The sequence below is a fragment of the Pseudovibrio sp. JE062 genome, assembly GCF_000156235.1.
Taxonomy (GTDB): domain Bacteria; phylum Pseudomonadota; class Alphaproteobacteria; order Rhizobiales; family Stappiaceae; genus Pseudovibrio.
Map to the genome: position 1 here is coordinate 320641 of NZ_DS996808.1, position 17203 is coordinate 337843.

At 53.4% G+C, this 17203-nt stretch carries 19 protein-coding genes; 8 read left to right on the forward strand and 11 right to left on the reverse strand.

Annotated features, from left to right (window positions below; translation table 11 throughout):
• Positions 1–26 precede the first annotated feature (26 nt).
• The 4 genes from fbaA to PJE062_RS11525 all read right to left on the reverse strand — a co-directional run bounded on the left by fbaA (position 27) and on the right by PJE062_RS11525 (position 3608).
• A complete protein-coding gene (gene fbaA, locus PJE062_RS11510; RefSeq protein WP_008549066.1) occupies positions 27–1097 on the reverse strand; it encodes a class II fructose-bisphosphate aldolase in 1071 nt (356 codons plus the stop codon).
• A gap of 587 nt (positions 1098–1684) precedes the next feature.
• Entirely contained in the window at positions 1685–2452 is a 768-nt protein-coding gene (locus tag PJE062_RS11515; protein ID WP_008549043.1) for a hypothetical protein, read from the reverse strand.
• A gap of 11 nt (positions 2453–2463) precedes the next feature.
• A complete protein-coding gene (locus PJE062_RS11520) occupies positions 2464–3189 on the reverse strand; it encodes a HupE/UreJ family protein (RefSeq protein ID WP_008548902.1) in 726 nt (241 codons plus the stop codon).
• Between the two features lie 32 nt (positions 3190–3221).
• Positions 3222–3608 (reverse strand): hypothetical protein, encoded by a 387-nt coding sequence (locus PJE062_RS11525; RefSeq protein WP_208982265.1) that lies wholly within the window; start codon positions 3606–3608, stop codon positions 3222–3224.
• Between the two features lie 274 nt (positions 3609–3882).
• On the opposite strand from PJE062_RS11525, the gene betC reads away from it, so the two are divergent.
• On the forward strand, positions 3883–5391 hold the full coding sequence (gene betC, locus PJE062_RS11530) for a choline-sulfatase (RefSeq protein ID WP_008549094.1): 1509 nt from the start codon (positions 3883–3885) through the stop codon (positions 5389–5391).
• 9 nt (positions 5392–5400) lie between these two features.
• Here betC and PJE062_RS11535 read toward each other — a convergent pair whose 3' ends face one another.
• Entirely contained in the window at positions 5401–6297 is an 897-nt protein-coding gene (locus PJE062_RS11535; protein WP_208982266.1) for a LysR family transcriptional regulator, read from the reverse strand.
• Positions 6298–6374: 77 nt separating this feature from the next.
• On the opposite strand from PJE062_RS11535, the gene PJE062_RS11540 reads away from it, so the two are divergent.
• Both PJE062_RS11540 and add read left to right on the forward strand, forming a co-directional pair.
• Entirely contained in the window at positions 6375–7301 is a 927-nt protein-coding gene (locus PJE062_RS11540) for a nucleoside hydrolase (protein WP_008549424.1), read from the forward strand.
• Complete coding sequence (gene add / locus PJE062_RS11545; RefSeq protein WP_008549157.1) at positions 7298–8302, forward strand: adenosine deaminase; 1005 nt, start codon at positions 7298–7300, stop codon at positions 8300–8302. The genes PJE062_RS11540 and add overlap by 4 nt, the downstream gene beginning before the upstream one ends.
• Before the next feature lie 10 nt (positions 8303–8312).
• Here the strand turns inward: add and PJE062_RS11550 are convergent, their stop codons facing one another.
• Positions 8313–9497, reverse strand: a complete 1185-nt coding sequence (locus tag PJE062_RS11550; protein WP_008549308.1) for an MFS transporter — start codon at positions 9495–9497, stop codon at positions 8313–8315.
• 216 nt (positions 9498–9713) lie between these two features.
• Here PJE062_RS11550 and PJE062_RS11555 point away from each other — a divergent pair, with 216 nt between their 5' ends.
• A complete protein-coding gene (locus PJE062_RS11555) occupies positions 9714–10622 on the forward strand; it encodes a DMT family transporter (protein ID WP_008549285.1) in 909 nt (302 codons plus the stop codon).
• Positions 10623–10624: 2 nt separating this feature from the next.
• Here PJE062_RS11555 and PJE062_RS11560 read toward each other — a convergent pair whose 3' ends face one another.
• Together PJE062_RS11560 and PJE062_RS11565 are read right to left on the reverse strand one after the other, a co-directional pair.
• Positions 10625–11590: a D-2-hydroxyacid dehydrogenase gene (locus PJE062_RS11560; protein WP_008549098.1), complete on the reverse strand. Its 966-nt coding sequence runs from the start codon at positions 11588–11590 to the stop codon at positions 10625–10627.
• A gap of 4 nt (positions 11591–11594) precedes the next feature.
• The gene (locus tag PJE062_RS11565; protein ID WP_008549193.1) at positions 11595–11984 is read right to left on the reverse strand and encodes a helix-turn-helix domain-containing protein; all 390 of its coding nucleotides are present in this window, start codon (positions 11982–11984) and stop codon (positions 11595–11597) included.
• A gap of 235 nt (positions 11985–12219) precedes the next feature.
• Here PJE062_RS11565 and PJE062_RS11570 point away from each other — a divergent pair, with 235 nt between their 5' ends.
• Positions 12220–12783, forward strand: a complete 564-nt coding sequence (locus PJE062_RS11570; RefSeq protein ID WP_008549090.1) for a histidine phosphatase family protein — start codon at positions 12220–12222, stop codon at positions 12781–12783.
• Between the two features lie 11 nt (positions 12784–12794).
• Here PJE062_RS11570 and PJE062_RS11575 read toward each other — a convergent pair whose 3' ends face one another.
• The 3 genes from PJE062_RS11575 to PJE062_RS11585 form a co-directional block, all read right to left on the reverse strand.
• Entirely contained in the window at positions 12795–13643 is an 849-nt protein-coding gene (locus PJE062_RS11575) for an NAD(P)-dependent oxidoreductase (RefSeq protein ID WP_008549040.1), read from the reverse strand.
• A gap of 17 nt (positions 13644–13660) precedes the next feature.
• A complete protein-coding gene (locus PJE062_RS11580; protein ID WP_037036652.1) occupies positions 13661–14098 on the reverse strand; it encodes a DMT family transporter in 438 nt (145 codons plus the stop codon).
• 94 nt (positions 14099–14192) lie between these two features.
• Positions 14193–15011, reverse strand: coding sequence for a TerC family protein (locus PJE062_RS11585; protein ID WP_008548975.1), 819 nt, complete (start codon positions 15009–15011; stop codon positions 14193–14195).
• A 312-nt stretch (positions 15012–15323) separates the two neighbouring features.
• Between PJE062_RS11585 and PJE062_RS11590 the strand changes: the two genes are divergently transcribed.
• The 3 genes from PJE062_RS11590 to PJE062_RS11600 all read left to right on the forward strand — a co-directional run bounded on the left by PJE062_RS11590 (position 15324) and on the right by PJE062_RS11600 (position 17163).
• Positions 15324–15869, forward strand: a complete 546-nt coding sequence (locus PJE062_RS11590; RefSeq protein ID WP_008549056.1) for a Crp/Fnr family transcriptional regulator — start codon at positions 15324–15326, stop codon at positions 15867–15869.
• A gap of 66 nt (positions 15870–15935) precedes the next feature.
• A complete protein-coding gene (locus tag PJE062_RS11595) occupies positions 15936–16550 on the forward strand; it encodes an NAD(P)H-dependent oxidoreductase (RefSeq protein ID WP_008548915.1) in 615 nt (204 codons plus the stop codon).
• A gap of 112 nt (positions 16551–16662) precedes the next feature.
• Positions 16663–17163 carry an ATP-binding protein gene (locus PJE062_RS11600; RefSeq protein WP_008549123.1) on the forward strand — a complete coding sequence of 167 codons (501 nt, stop codon included), beginning with the start codon at positions 16663–16665 and terminating at the stop codon, positions 17161–17163.
• Positions 17164–17203 lie beyond the last annotated feature (40 nt).

Here is a 17203-nt window from a genome sequence, read left to right on the forward strand (position 1 = left end):
CCAACGTGTGGCCGGAGAGGTCATTCTTACTGCGCCAGAGATTTACCAGCGCTGCGAAGGTCGTCAAAGGCTTCTGTCAAACGAGTGATGATGCCTTGTTCACCTTCCCGCAGCAATTTGCGCGGATCGTAGACCTTCTTATAAGGTGTGCCGGTCTCTGGGTCGATCTGGTGTTTGAACGCATTTGGCGTTTCGAACACATAAGCGCCCGCTTTTTCAGAGAATGCGAACTGAGTGTCGGTGTCGATGTTCATTTTGAACACGCCATAGCCGAGGCTTTCCGCGATTTTCTCTTTTTCAGAGCCGGAACCACCGTGGAACACGAGTGGCAGTGGGTTTTCACCCAGGTTGTGGGTTTCGCGAACCAGTTTCTGGCTTTCACGAAGAATCTCAGGGCGCAGCTTCACGTTGCCTGGCTTGTAAACGCCGTGCACGTTGCCGAAGGAAGCAGCCACAGAGAAGTGACCCAGTGGGTTGAGACGGTCGTACGCTTCCAGCACATCTTCTGGCTGGGTGTACAGTTTCGGGTTGTCTGCTCCGATGTCTTCATCAGAACCAACGCCGTCTTCTTCACCACCGGTGCAGCCCAGTTCAATCTCAAGGCTCATCTGCAGTGGAGCCATGCGCTTCAGCAGGCGCTCACTTTCAGACAGGTTGTGTTCCAGAGTTTCCTCTGAAAGGTCCAGCATGTGAGAAGTAAAGAGTGGACGGCCATTTGCACGGAAGTAGTCTTCACCGTGCGAGATAAGTGCTTCCAGCCAAGGCACCAGTTTACGGTTTGCATGGTCTGTGTGCAGAACAACGCAAACACCGTAGTGTTTTGCCAGCAGGTGCACGTGTTGGGCTGCAGATACTGCGCCAAGAACACGGGCCTGGAAGCTATCCGGCATGCCTGCACCAGCATAGAACTGTGCGCCGCCGTTTGAGAGCTGTACGATTACGTCGGATTTGTTGGCTGCCGCAGCTTCGAGCACTGCGTTGATTGAGTTGGTGCCAACTACGTTTACTGCTGGAAGAGCGTATTGCCCTTCGCGTGCTGCCTGAATGAGGGTTTTGTATTCTTCGCCAAAAATGACGCCTGGACGCAGCTTCGTCACCTTAAAGGTCTCCCGATCGCATGTTGAGTGAGTAAAAAGCGAAGCCCGGGAGGAGGGAACGCTGCAATATAACAGCTGGGAACGAGCTTCGCTTTTACTCATGTGGTTCGGTTGTTACGCACCAGCTAAAAGGGGGTATAGCTGGCTGTAAGGCCCCGAATGAGGCTTGCCGAGGGTGGCGGCAAACCTTGCAGATGAAAAACTTTTCACCGGGTGCAAAAAGATTTGAATGGAAAGTGCATCGAAACGCGTTGGAATGAAATAAGTAGGAATACGTATATGATGCAGGCGCATATCTGCGTGATTTGAGGAGATTATAACGATTTAAAATCCACTCATATGACAAATCACAAAATGACTGAGGGGAACGTGCGGGTTAGTTGCAATATTATTTGTACCAAAGCGCTTTGGCGACACATATATCAGTATTACCTCGAGTAATAGGTATTGAACCCCATGACAGATTGTCGCCGAATATTGTGCGCTTTGGGGGAAAACCCGGGTGATTTTTCAGTTTCTCAGGCATTTTGCCGGAGCACTACAGAAAAACCACCCGAATTGACGATTAGGTCAACTTGCTGAGTCGCTTACTTTACTCGTTTGAACGACTCGTATTCTCCACGTGTTTGCAGAGATAAAGTGACAGGGCTGTTAGTTCTGTTGCGCCAGAACCAACCATGGTTGCCATCAAATGCAGCGGTGAGCTCTCCCTCATCCTGCGGCACACCGCGGCCCTTCACGTAGGATATGGAGCGACCGCCGCCATCGCCGTGGGTGTCGTAGTTCAAAACACTGCCGTTGGCTGTCCAACGATAGGTTGCTGTCTTGCCTGCCTTCATCACCAGTTTGATCTCAATGCCCTGACCTGGGTCCAACTGAACCGTGGCCTGATCGCTTTTGATTGCAGGCGTTGGGGCTGGAGCCTGAACTACGGGAGTTGTTGCAACTGCCGGAGCCGGAGCTGTTGGTGCGCTTTCGGCAGGACGACGCGTGGTAGAAACGCGTTCGCGTAACTGTTGCTTCAGCATTACCTCAGCCAGCTTGCGTTCAATCTCATCCACGCGGCTGGTCAGCTCAGGAGAGGGTGCTGCTGCAGGTTGATTGACGGCAGAAGGAGCAGAGGCTGCTGTCGCGGCTGCATCGGCCGCGCTTTCTTCTGCCAGCTGGGTTTTGATCTCACCCATTTCCGTCAGTCCAAGAACACGGCCCATTCCAGTGGCATCTACCCCATACTCAGAGGGCAGGATCACCACGACCAGAAGAACCAGCGCGGAAAGAGCGGCGATGATGGTGGAGCGTTTCAGCTGAGCAGAGGTTGGCAGCTCAGAACGCTTTGGTGGAGTTGTGTTGTACATGGAGCCTCACATTAAAAAGATAGGATGAGGCCCGTGAGCTGGTATCCAACCAGCGCAAAGCCTGCTGTCATCATGGTGGTGTTCAGGGAGTAGGCGTAGCGCCAGAAAGTCTGCGTACGCCGCCAATAGCCCATAACAATGAGAATGCCGCTCAGGGCCAGTAGCTGACCCAGTTCGACCCCTACATTGAAGGCCAGAAGGTTTGGCACCAAGCCGTCCGGTGAGATCTCATACTCGAGGATCTTGGTGGACAGGCCAAAGCCATGAAAGAACCCGAAGATCAGCGTGGTGAGGCGGGTGTTGGGTTGGTACTTAAACCAGACCCGATAAGCGCCCATGTTGTCGAGCGCCTTATAGACCACCGAGAAGCCGATGATCGCGTCGATGATGTAGGCGTTGATGCCGATGTTGAAATAAACCCCGAGCAGCATCGTGGTGGAGTGGCCGATTGCGAACAGGCTCACATAAATGCCGATGTCCTTGGTCTTGTAGAGGAAGAACACGATCCCGAGCAGGAATAGGATGTGATCGTACCCCGTGACCATATGCTTGGCCCCCAGATACATGAAGGGGATGATGTTGATCCCGGAGATCTCTTGAATATAGCCCTTGTCACCGGTCGCAATGCCGTGGGCTGCCGCAGGCAATGTGATTGCCAGCAGAAGAATGCAGGAAAGCAGCAGAAGACGCGTAAACGTCCACCGCTCAGCACCTGTGCGCTGAAGATGTAAGTTCATGGAAAATCCAACTGTAGTTTATGGGATTGGTGCTACAGAAGGAAAGGACGGGGAGGGCGCTCCAGCCGGGAAGCAAGATCAAACCGCAGGCTTTTGATGGGCAAAGCAGAATGCTTGCCGACTTCAGCGGTTATAACCAGGCGCGTGAAAACAGGCTCAGCGGGTGCTTCATGAGAGTGATCTGCGGAATTATGTCCGTGCAGGTGCCCCGAGATTTGCAGATCATCCTCCAACATATCGTGGCTATGATCCGAGCCCTGATCATGTGCGTCTGCCACCATATGCTGCTGATAGGTTGACTGCGCCAATGCGTTCATATCATGCGACGGTGTTGAGCGGCCCATGACTGAAAACACGAGCATGAAAGTGATGCACGTGAGCAGGGTAATTCTCAGCAATGACACAAGACGAAACGGCATGCAGTAGTCGTTCAACTCTCAAACAATGAATAGCGCTGATTAGTCAGAGGACTATGGCAATACCATGGACTGAACATGAGAAAAAGACCGGAAAGTTGAGTGGCTTGGAAAACAGAGGGTGTTGCGGGAGTTCCGCCTAATCCCAACTTGACGAAACCCCTCCTGATCAGGCCTAGTACATGTTCTCGTCGCAGCTCGAAGAGTATGTGATGCAATAAGAGCGCATGGGTTTAAGTGTGCCGGCAATCTTTCTCAGCAATGCAGCCGGAATCTTATGAGCAAACCGAACATCCTGATCTTCATGGTGGACCAGCTGAATGGAACCCTGTTTCCAGATGGCCCTGCCGAGTGGCTACACACGCCGAACCTCAGAAAATTGGCGGAGCGCTCAACCCGCTTCAGGAAAGCTTATACCGCTTCTCCACTTTGTGCGCCGGGGCGGGCTTCGTTCATGTCTGGACAGTTGCCGAGTGCAACCGGTGTTTATGATAATGCGGCTGAGTTTGTCTCATCCCTGCCAACCTATGCGCATCACCTCCGCCGTGCAGGATACCAGACGTGTCTGGCAGGTAAGATGCACTTTGTCGGGCCGGACCAGCTGCATGGTTTTGAAGAGCGGCTGACCACTGATGTCTATCCGCCTGACTTCGGCTGGACGCCGGACTATCGCAAGCCAGGTGAGCGGATTGATTGGTGGTATCACAACATGGGATCGGTGACAGGCGCCGGTACTGCCGAGATTACCAATCAGCTGGAGTATGATGATGAGGTCGCCTATCACGCTACGCGTAAAGTCTATGATCTGGCACGAGGCAAGGATGAACGGCCCTGGTGTCTGACTGTCTCCTTCACGCATCCGCATGATCCGTATGTGGCTCGGAAGAAGTACTGGAATCTCTATGAGGACTGTGAGCATCTGTTGCCGCAGGTTCCGGCCATGTCCTATGAGGAGCATGACAGCCATTCAAAGCGGATCTTCGACGCCAACGACTGGCGATCCTATGACATAACAGAGGAAGACATTCGCCGATCACGCCGGGCGTACTTCGCCAACATCTCCTATATTGATTACAAGATCGGTGAGGTGATGACCGCGTTGGAAAGCACGCGACAGGAGGCAATCATTCTGTTCGTTTCGGACCATGGAGACATGTTGGGCGAGCGTGGGTTGTGGTTCAAAATGTCTTTCTTTGAAGGCTCTTCCCGTGTTCCCTTGATGATCTGCGCACCGCAGATGCAGCCGGGCCTGATCTCCACGCCTGTAAGCAATATCGATGTATGTCCAACCCTTTGCGATCTGGCAGAGATCAGCATGGAGGAGGTGATGCCGTGGACGACTGGAGAAACTCTGGTTGGGCTCGGCCAAGGGAAACAGCGGACCTCCCCTGTTGCTATGGAGTATGCAGCTGAAGCGTCTTATGCGCCCATGGTTTCTCTGCGCAAAGACCGCTGGAAGTTCAATAAATGCTTGCTGGATGAAGACCAGTTGTTTGATCTGGAATCCGACCCGCACGAACTGCACAATCTGGCACAAGATCCCGAATACCAAGAGATTGCGGAATCGTTCCGAAAGAAGATCACAGAGCGCTGGGATCTGGAACGCTTTGACGCCGACGTCCGCGCCAGTCAGGCCCGTCGATGGGTGGTCTACGATGCTCTGCGCGAAGGCGGCTACTACCCGTGGGACTACCAACCCCTCCAAAAAGCCTCCGAACGCTACATGCGCAACCACATGGATCTGAACATACTGGAAGAAACACAGCGCTACCCACGTGGGGAGTAGGCGTAGACGTTAATCCTGCTCATACATCCCCTTCAGCACCTCACTTACACGTTGGAAGTCTGGATCCAGATCTGTTTCCAATGGAGCGATGGTGAAGTAGGTGCCTTTGCGTTTGTGGAAGCCGAAGGGTGCCCAGAGGCGGTTGTTTTTTAGGGCTTCTGTCACGAGAGGGCGTGGGGCAATGGTCGGGCCGAGGCCTGCTTCTGCGCCTTGAAGGACGAGATACATCTCGTCGAAGTACGTTGTGTTGGCCGCAGGTGCGAGCGTTGTGCCGCTTTCAGCCACCCAACTCTCCCAGATGTGGGGGCGGTCTTTAGGGATTAAGCAGTTGTAATTGGTGAGCGTTGCTGCTGGGTTCGGGCAGTCCGGCGAGAGCAGCAGTGGAGAGAGCACCAAACCAAACTCTTCATCGGCCAATTTGAAGGCTGTATTCGGTACATCCGGTAGCTCTTCAACGCGCAGACTGAGGGAATAGGAGGCGTCCACTGTGCCGCGGTGGGTGTCATCAGCCACAAACTGCAAGGGTCTGTCTCCGATTACCGCCTGAATGAGATGTGCGTTTGGAATGATCACGCGTAGCAAGCTCGTGGACGGGGCTGCCAGCACGAAGGGCTTGCTGGAAAGATCATGAGAAAAGCTCTGCTCCGCCTGCCGTAAGAGCGCAAATGCACCTCGGGTTTCCTGAAACAGCTTTTCTCCAACGGGTGTCGGCAAATTTCTGCGAGAGACGCGGGTGAACAGCTTTGCGCCCAACTCGGCTTCCAGAGCTTTGATGTGTTTGCTGACGGCACCCTCCGTTACGCACAGCTCATCGGCTGCTGCAGCTATGTTTCCGCATCTCACCGTTGCTTCAAATGCGCGGAGAGAGGGCAGGCGTCCAAGTAGTTTCACTTTCCTAAAGCTCAAGTCATAACCCCAAAAATTCGATTATCAGGCAATTTATAGCAGCATAATACTCAACTCATAAAGAGTAGGAGGCGAATATGAACAAGCTCTGGATCGACACGGATACCGCATCTGATGATGCTGTTGCACTGATGATTGCCCTGTCGCTGGCGCCAGAACGGGTGGCCGGTATCAGCACTGTGGCTGGCAACGTGCCGGTGCATCTGTCTTCTCGCAATGCCGCTTACACGGCCCGTCTCTGTGAGTTTGAGACCTTGATTCACGAGGGCGCTGCAAGCCCGTTGTGCCGTACGCTGGAAACGGCGCAGCATATCCATGGTGAGGATGGCATGGGGGATATCTGGCTGGATTTAGGTAGCGCCGACCTTTCCGGCATCCCAGCAGCCGTCGCTTTGGTGGAAGCTGCGCGCCAACATAAAGGGGAGTTGGAGGTGGTCACTCTTGGCCCGCTTACCAACATCGCTCTGGCGTTGAAACTAGACCCGGACTTTGCCGGTAACATCGCCAAAATGACGATCATGGGCGGCACCAGTGATTGCTATGGCAACGTGACGCCGGTTTCTGAGTTCAATATTTGGGCTGATCCTGAAGCGGCGGATGTGGTCTTTCGCTCCGCTATTCCCAAGGTGATGGTGGGGTGGGACATCTCCCGAAAATATGCGGGGATCTCCAACACTGAAGCCGAGGAACTGCTGGCTATCGGAACCTCCAAAGCAAAGGTCTCTGTGAACTCACAAAAAGTATTGCGCGAGTTCTGTAGCTCAACCTCGGGCGTTGATGGGTTTGATTTGCCTGACCCGATCACCATGGCAGCGGCATTGAACCCTTCTGTGATTACTGAGGTGAAGCCTTACGCTGTCAGCGTTGTGTGTGGGGAGGGCCCGTCGCGTGGCCTGACGATCCTCAAAGACAGGCATTGCAATGATGAGCCAAAAACGACGCAGGTGGCATTGACTGCTGACAGAACCATTTTCTGGCAAATGCTGCAGGAGGCTTTGAAATGACAAACACGTTGCATTCAATGCCGAAGGTGGAGTTGCACACGCATATCGACTGCAGTCTCGACTACAAGACCGCCTCACTCTTGCAGCCGGGCATGAGCCTTGCTGAATACAAAGCAGCGTTTGTTGCGCCCGACAAGTGCAAGGATCTGGTGCAGTTTCTGCAGTGTATCGATCCAGCTTTGGCCTTGATGCAAACCAGACTAGCATTGCAGGTGAGCGTGGATGGTTTGATCCGCCAACTGGCAGCCGACAACGTGCTTTATGCAGAGATCCGCTTCGCTCCGCACCTGCACACTCGAAATGGCCTGAGGCCTGAAGAGGTGGTGGAAACGGTGCTTGCTCAGATGTTTGAGAGCAGTGAGCGGGAGGGCATCTATTGCCGTTTGATCCTGTGCACGCTGCGCCATTTCAGCAAAGAACAGAGCTATGAAGTGGCTGATCTTGTCGCTCGTTATCAAACACAAGGTGTTGTCGCGTTGGATCTGGCAGCTGATGAAGCCAACTTTCCATTAGATGAGCACATTGCTGCGTTCCGACGAGCCAACACGCTTGGCCTCAACACCATCGCCCATGCTGGTGAAGCTCGTGGTGCCGACAGCGTTTTGGGGACACTGGAGCACCTCGGTGTCAGCCGTATCGGCCATGGAGTGCGTTCAGTGGAAGACCCACGCGTGCTGGAGAGAGTGGTGAAAGATGGCATACATCTGGAAGTCTGCCCGACCTGTAATGTCCAGACGGATATCTTCCCAGAACTTAAAGATCATAGTCTGGTACAGTTGAAACAAGCTGGTGTGAAGTTCAGCCTCAACACAGACGCTCGCGCGACGACGGGTGTATCCCTGACGGAAGAATACGAGCGCGTTGCACGCACCTTCGACTGGACTGAACAAGACTTTCTTACAAGTTCGCGAATGGCTCTCGACGCAAGCTTTGCTCCGGATGATATCAAGCAAAGCATTCAGGAAAAGCTTGCGGCTTATGAAGCAGCATCGGTTGAGTGAGGGGGGCAACTCACGCTTCACTCAGCTCTAGCTTTAGCGTGGAGGCTAGCACGGCATGCACTTGTAACAGAATGAGCCCGAGGCATGCGATCGCGAAGACAAACCAGTAATAGTTTGAGGCTGGGAAACCAACGATCAGCATGGAGAGCAGGAAACCAAACAGGGTGCGCTGGATATACGTCAGTGAGCTGATGACAGAGAGATAACTGCCAAAAATGTCTTTCTCAACCATGCTCATCACATAGGTGTTGAAGGTAACGCGAATAGCTGAACCTGCTGCGCCAAGCAGGGCTGCGCCAATGAAGATGGTCGTGAAGGTTGGAAGCAAACTGATGGTGAGCAGCGTGGCTGTGAAGATACTCAAACACGCTCGCATGGTCGTTAATGCAGACTGAGTTGAAACGAACCGGCTGATGAGAAAGCCGGAGAGTGCGGCTCCCAAGCCATAAGAAATAGAAAGCTGTGCAAGCGCTGAAACATCCAGTTTGAGTACGCCGTTCAGATAGATCGGATGCACGACATTGAGCATCATGACCGATACAAATGAGATGTTGGCGCAGACCCCAAGCAAAACGAGATCTTTCCGTTTTAGGATTGTTCGGAACACACTGCGTGAGACGCGTGCACGAGCTGGCCTTTCTTGCTTCTTGTAGGGAATGAAGCAGAACATCAGTGCGGATATTACCATCAGGCCGCTGTTCAGTTGCAGCAGAAACTGGAAGTCGCTGTTCTTTACGGCGTAGATCATCAGCAGGCCGACCACGAATGTGGAGGCCTGCATTTCCACCTGCATCCAGCCGTTCACTTTGCCCCGTTCCTCCTCGTTAAACACCTCCTGAATGAACGCAGATAGCGCATTGTAAAAGAACAGGAAGAAGACCTGAGACGCAAAGTAGAATACGCTCAGACTAGCGATCTTCAGAAACGAATTGCCATAGGTGATTGAGGAAATCTGAAGAACCAAAGCCATCACCACAATGCACATCATCAACGTGGAGCGACGCGAGAATCTGTCGACTATCCTGCCGGAGATGGGGGCGAGAACGATGAGGATCGCAGTGGCATACGTCGCGGTGAAAGCAAGGACACGCTCACCCCCAAGAGACTCCGAAAGTTCCCAAGGCACAATGGTTAGCGCGATGCCCATCGCTATGGATGCGATGAAGTTCGAGAAGGTCAATACGATCAGTTTCATTACAATATCCCCCCGCATTGCAATGGATCATATTTAGAAAGTAAAATCTATCTTTATTTATCTCAGCCTGTGCTAAACACTCAAATGTGATCGGAAAAATTATTCTATTTTGCTCAATAGAACATGAGTTCGTGAACTGTTCAGCTTCAAGAAACCTATGGAGAGTATAGGCCGGTCTCCTCTATGCTTGGGGAGTGGAGTTGAGGATTTATCAAAATGGAACTTTGGATTCCGATCACGATCGCAGCGGCGTTTAGTCAGAATCTGCGTTCAGCGCTGCAGAAGCATCTGAAAGGCAAAATTGGAACGACCGGCGCGACCTTCATTCGCTTCGGATTCGGCTTTCCGATTGCCGTGCTTTATCTGGCGGTGATCCTCAAACTTACTGGTGAGGCGGTTCCAGATGTTGGGACGACCTTCTATTGGGCAGCTGCTTTGGGTGGATTGGCGCAAATCTTCGGAACGTTTTTGCTCGTGCACCTGTTCTCCTACCGCAACTTTGCAGTCGGTACGGCTTATTCCAAAACTGAGCCGGTTCAGGCGGCGATGTTTGGGTTCATCTTGCTGGGTGAGCAACTGACACCGCTTGGCATTGGCGCGATTGTGCTTGGTATTATCGGCGTGTTGTTCATCAGCTTTGGCAAGGAGCGCCCGTCAGGTTCTGTGGTTCTGTCTACGTTGATTGGCAAACCGGCCTTGATCGGATTGGCCTCTGCGGCGTTCTTCGGTGCGTCAGCAGCATTCTATCGCACGGCTTCGCTCTCCGTTGAAGCAGAGTCTTTCTTGCTGCAGGCAGCGTTTACGCTGGTGTGTGTGACGGGGTTTCAAACTGCGGTCATGGGCGGCTGGATGACGGTGAGCTGTCCAGCAGAATTGCGGGCAGCTATCAGAAACTGGAAGCTCTCCGGGCTCGTAGGTTTGGCAGGTATTGCAGGGTCCATCGGCTGGTTCACCGCCATGACATTGCAGCAGGTGGCTTACGTGCGCGCACTGGCTCAGATTGAACTGGTCTTCACACTGGCGGCGTCCTGGATGTTCTTCCGCGAAAAGATCACGCCTGTTGAGCTCGCAGGCTGCATTCTGGTCTCACTCGGCGGTGTTGGGATTGTTATCGCCGCCAGCTAAGCTCAGCTGCCGATGCGTCCAACTGCGTTGGTTGGTATGCCATTCTGAAAGTTCTCCATATGAGAGACCAGCTGATCCCATAGGGTCTGCATGGCTTCTTCGGAGGCCCATGCCACGTGTGGGGTGACGATCACGTTCGGCCGGTCCAGAATGCTGAGCAACGGGTTGTCGGCTTGAGGTGGTTCTGTGGTCAGAACGTCAAAGCCAGCTGCTGCGATTTGTTGCTTGTCGAGCGCTTGCACCAAAGCGGCTTCATCCACCAGACCACCACGAGAGGTGTTGATCAGGATCGGCTTTTGCTGCATGGCCTCGAACTCTGCGGTTGAGATCATGCCGCGGGTTTCCGGCGTTAATGGTGTGTGCAGGGAGATGACATCACTGGTGGTGATGACCTCCTGCCAATCGGTGTAACCCGGACGAACTTCACTAGCGCCTTTGCGATCAGCGAACACCACGTCCATGCCCAAAGCTTCACCGATGCGTGCAGTGCCTTTGCCCAGTGTGCCGGAACCGATGATGCCGAGGCGGGAGCCTGCCAGATCTTTGATCGGATGATGGAAGAAGCAGAACTTACCGGACTTCTGCCATTCGCCGTTGATCACGTCTTGTCGGTAGCCTACCAGAGAGCGGCGCAGGGCGAAGATCAGCGCGAAGGCGTGTTCTGGCACGGTGTTGACCGCGTAGCCACGTACGTTGGAAACAACGATGCCCAACTCATCACAGGTGGCGATGTCCACTTTGTCGTAACCAGTTGCGGCAATGCAGATCAGCTTCAGGTCTGGCAGCTGTTTCAACACATCAGCAGAAAGCGGAACCTTGTTGGTGATGCAGATCTGAACTCCTTGCAGCCGCTCCAACACCTCATCAGGGGAGGTGTTGTCGTATTCCACCCATTCATGCTCAAAGGATGGTTTGGAGATTTGGACGGTTGGTCCAATGGTGCTGCGGTCCAGAAAAGCAATCTTCATGTCGTTACCCAGAAAATGTTGGAAGCAATGCGTCGAAGATGGAGGACGGCTCTGCGGCTTCATCACTGTTGCCGTTGCGGGCCTGGCCCCAATCGCTCAGGGCATTGAGCACCGGAATGAGCGACATGCCATCCTTGGTCAGCGAATATTCCACGCGGACCGGTACTTCGGCAAACACCTCACGGCGCACGATGAAGTGCTCTTCCAGCTCTCTCAGGGAGCGGGTGAGCATTCTGTCAGAGGCACCGGGCATCAGCTTTTTCAACTCGGAAAAACGCTTGGAGCCGGTTACGAGATGGTAGAGCAGGATTGGCTTCCACTTGCCACCGATAATAGCCACTGTGGCGGCGACTGCCTCTACTGAGCCGATGTGAACTGTACTGTCACTTGTCATTTTTGCTTACACGCTTGTTCGTAGTGCTCGTCATGCGGGTATGGCGCACGCTTTCAGTTGCTATATCAGGTTTTAATCAAAATCAATTGAAGTTTCATAGAGCTAGAGCCCCATGGGTTAAGACTAGCAGTTAGCCTTGCCTAAGGCTTACGCTTGCTGGCTTTGTACTGGACACATCCGGCAGTTGCCGTCACAATCGGTGGCTTCGTCTATTTGATTTGAACTGGGTGATCCTTTGATAAACTATCCGGAACTCTTTGTGCTTCGTCACGGCCAGACAGAATGGAACGTGGCGGGCAGATTTCAGGGGCACCAGAATTCTCCGCTCACTGATTTCGGCAAGGAGCAGGCTCAGCAGCAAAATAAGCTGCTTTCAGGTGTTGAAGCGTTGCCCACCACGGCATATGTCAGCCCGCAGTTGCGCACAGTGCATACCTCTGAAATCGCGCTGGATTCTGCCATTGAGAAGAAGCTGGATGACCGGCTGATGGAAATCAACTTCGGTGGTTGGGAAGGGTTGACCAAGCAGGAAGTGAAGAGCCGGGTAGGCGAGGACTTTGAGAGCGGCCTCTGGCATTTTGCCAGCCCGCAAGGGGAAAGCTATGAGGCGATCTCAGGTCGCGTACAGCATTTTCTGGAGGAGCTGACCGGCCCTGCTATCGTGGTTACGCATGGCATCACTTCTATCGTGCTTCGCGGGCATTATCTGGGCCTCACTCAATTGGAGCTGCTTCAACTCCCCCGCAAGCAAGGCTGCATCTATCATCTCTCTGAAGGATCTGAGCGAGTATTGGTCTGAGTGAGAGTTCATCAGGCAGAGTTGAGCGTGGCAGCAAAATCAAAACTGTCGCGCTTGCTTTCCCAGTTAAGTACGTGCTTGGCATAGCTGGGGTCGTAGACACGGTCGATTGAGTGGGGCAGTGCCCATCCATGAGACTGAAACAGCTGCACAACCTCTGGCGCTCTGCGGGCTATGATGGCTGGTGCGTTGGTTTTCAGCTCCTGCGTATCCTCCGGGCGAAATGGTGTTTTGCCAGAGATGATGAAGCGGTCAAAGTTTTTGCCGTCATCACTGAGAGCGGCCACGTGGGCGGTGGCGACATCGCGTTTGTCGATCCCACGATGTAGCCTGTAAGCCGCCATAAGCGCTGGCTCTTCCGTGAAGCAGCGTGACATACGCAGGGCTCTCACCTTGAAGGCAGAGCAGGCTAAAGGTGCCAAACGCTCTTCTGCCTCCAGTTTGGTGCGGTGATAGATTGTGCGGGGTTGGGGAACTGTCTGCTCGGTGATCCAGGCTGCTTCGTCTGCGGGCGTACTCGCATATCCATAAAGCGCTGTGGTGCTGGTGAAGATGAAACGCTCAACGCCCTCGGCACGTGCTGCCTTGGCCAGAGTGACCGTGCTTTCAACATTGATCTTGTGAAACTCCTCCTCTGAGAACGCATCTATATGAGGGGCGTGCAGTGCGGCTGAGTGGATCACCGCGACAGCACCTTGGCAGAGGCGTTGCATGGTGGAGCTATCAGAAATGTCGGCGATGCAGTTCGTGGCAGAACCAGCGATACGGTCAACGCCGATAACGTCGTACGAGGGAGAGAGGGCAGAGACAACGGCACTCCCTATGCGGCCAGAACTTCCTGTTACGACGGCTTTCTGCATTTCTGATGTTCCTTTGTTCAGCGCACCATCAGGTAGGCCCCGGCAATGAGCAGGACAGCGGCGAGCAGGCGGGAGAGATCTATAGAGCGGATGGGCAGGTCAAAAAGGCCGAAGTGGTCAATCACCATGCCAGCAAGCAATTGCCCGACGATGATCAGCAGCACAGCAGAGGTGGCACCAAGCTTAGGCAGGGTCTGGGTGATGGTGAGGTAGAGGATGAGGCCAAAGACACCGCTGGCCAGCATGTACCACGGGATCGTGCGCCACTCGCTGATCTGTTCTCCTTTGCGCGCAAACAGCAGCGCAAGGGATGCGATCAGGCCGCCTGCGTGAATGATAACACTGGCTGCCGCACCGCCAATCCGTTGGCCCATAACGCCGCCCATGGGCGCTTGTACACCAACGGCGACGCCACCGAGCAGTCCGATAAAGCAAATCGCGAGTAATTCCAGCACAGACAGAGATCCGATTCTTCTTGAGATGAGAGCAGCTGCTCTCTTCTGTATCGGTCTCCATCTGCTCTGCCTATGCAGAAATGCTGATCGAACCCTATAGGTTCACTAAACTGCCGAAGCGGTTTGCTTGCCTGTTTTCCAGTCGGCCTGGTCTTGAAGGCTTATTCAGATACCGGATGTTGGACTTCCGGCGCTCCTGAGCAGCTTTTATCTTCTTGCTCAGCTGAATGTGTATGATCTCCAACAGCAAACCAAAGGCCATCGCAAAGTAGACGTAACCCTTGTTGATGTGGATCTCGAAGCCTTCAGCCATAAGAAGACCGCCAAGCAGAACCAAGAACAGCAGAGCCAGTGCTTTCAGACCGGGGTGCTTTGTCACCAGCCGGTTGATCGCACCCGCCATCAGCACCATGAAGACCGCTGAGGCCAGAATTGCCGCAACCATGATGGGCAGGTCATCCGTCAGGCCAACAGCGGTGATCACCGAGTCCATGGAGAACACGGCGTCCATTGCCACGATCTGCAGCAGCACAACTGTCAGGCCGTTTGCCAGGTGAGGGGCATGCTCGGATTCCGTCACCAGCAGAAGGTGCTTCAGCTCTGACACGCTCTTGGCCAGCAGAAAGGCACCACCGCCGATCAGGATCAGATCTCGACCGCTGATATCAACGGTGCTGACCTGAAACAGCGAGTAGGTGAGCGACATCACCCAGCTGATGGAGAAGACAAGCCCAACACGGGCAAGCACAGCCAGTCCGATACCAAGGTTTCGGGCAATTGCACGTTGATGCACAGGAAGGCGTTCACACAGAACGGAAATGAACACGACGTTGTCGACGCCCAAAATCAGCTCTAGTCCGAACAGGGTGAGAAAGATTAGCCAAACCTCTGGCTCAAGAAGAAGCTCTATCATCGGCAAGGCTCCTGTTGCAGGACCTCACCGGTGCACGGTCGACCACCAGAAGCGTCGTCCATTGTTTTTTGTACCTCGACAAAGGAAGATAGCGATCATGTGCTGGCCCATTGGCTATCACCTATTGCTTCACTCGCCAGCACCGCGCATTTTGACGGAAATCCCATTACTCATAAATAGGTGTAAATACGTAGTTGGCGGCTGCGGAATTTTTGGTAATGAAGACCAGTGGTGAGTCTAACGACTGGCACTCTGCGAGAAGTATCGTTGGAATAGCACTACTCCGATTACGAAAAGGCCAATGGAACCAACATGCAAGAGCTGCAGCATAAGTTGATGGAGTACCTCCGCCCGGATGTGACGCGAGTTGAGTTGGGCCGAAAAGCCTCTCTGCTTGATCAGGGGGAGGTGAGCCGGAAACTGCACTTCGTGGAAGCCGGATGTCTGCGTCTCTATTACGTTGATGAGGAGGGCGAAGACGTCACCCTGTTCTTCTTCATGGAAGGGGAAATGGTCGCGTCGTTTGAGAGCTTCCTAAACGCTGAAGCCAGCGAGTTTGGCATTGAAGCCGTGGTGCCGACAGTTGTTCAGGTAGTTGAAAAAGACAGCGTTTTCAAAGCGCTTGATGAAAACCCAGAGTTCCGCAATCTCACCTTCGATATTCTCATTGCTCGTTTGGCATCCTACCAGCGTCTGTTCCTCAACACGATCAGGTTCAGCCCGCAAAAGCGCTATGAGGAGCTGGTGAAGTCCAATCCCAAGCTCTTTGAAACAGTGCCTCAGCACTACATCGCGTCTTATCTGGGTGTCACGCCGGTCTCTCTCAGCCGCATTCGGAAAAAGTATGAAAGGCGTTAACAAAGGATAACGCGGTTTGCTGTTGCTCCAGTCTAGTTTTGCGAAAAAACAAGAGAGGAGCAAAATATGCGCGTCCTAATCGTCTTCAATCACCCTTATGAGGGCAGCTACTGCAACGCAGTGCTCGGTTCTGTCATGAAAGGGCTGCTCAGCAATGATCATGAGGTGGATCTGATCCATCTGGACAAGGATGAGTTTGACCCGGTGATGAGATCGAAAGATCTGAAAGCCTTCGTTTCTGCCAGAACCCAACCGCAACAATCCGCAGAGTTGCTGGACCCGCAAGTGCAGAACTACAAAGAGCGCCTGCAACGGGCTGAGCATATCATCTTCATCTTTCCAATCTGGTGGGAGCTGATGCCTGCGCTCACCAAAGGGTTCATCGATAAGGTGATCTTTCCCGGCATTGCCTATGACTACAACGAGCACGGCACCCGCATGCTCTGCAAACTCTCTGGCCTGCGTGGTGTCACCATGATTACCACCATGAACACCCCAAGCATCGCCTATCGCCTGATCTTCGGCAATGCGATCAAGAAAGCTCTGCTGACCGGCACCTTCTGGAAGATGGGCGTGAAGAACCGCAACTGGATTAACCTGACTTACGTGAAGTTCTGCAAGGAAAGCAAACGTAAGAAATGGCTCTCTGAGATCCAACGCAGCATGGCCAAGCTTGCGTGATGGTGTTGGGCCTGCCTCACGCGTTTTCGGGGTGCTATGTCGCATTGTGCAACCTGAGGTGAATCTTGGTATGATGGCCCTATAGTTTTGATTTTATTTTACGGAGGTAATTATGACTGCTCAGGAAACAAAGCTGCTTCTGGTGTGCGGAAAAATTGCCTCTGGTAAATCCACTTTGCTGTCGCATATGGTGAAAGACCACCGTGCAGTGCTGATCAGTGAGGATCACTGGAACGCAACGCTCTTTCCCGATGAGCTGAAAACGCTGGAAGATTACGTCAAATATTCCGCCCGCGTACGGCAGGCAATTGGTCCGCACATCGTCAGCTTGCTTCAACATGGGGTTTCTGTTGCGCTGGATTTTCCCGCCAACACAGTGCGCAATCGCAAATGGCTGAAGAGCTTGTTTGAAGCCGCCAACGTGGCCCACGAACTGCATTATCTCTCCGTACCCGATGAGGTATGCAAAGAGCGTTTATGGGTGCGCAATGAGGCTGGTGAGCATCAGTTTACAGTGAGCGAAGAGCAGTTTGAGCAGTTCACCAAGTACTTTGAAACACCAACGGTGGACGAAGGCTTCAACGTGATCCTGCACGACTTCCAGGCTGCCTGATGAAAAGGCCCCTCATTGGGTGAGGGGCCAGTACTACAAA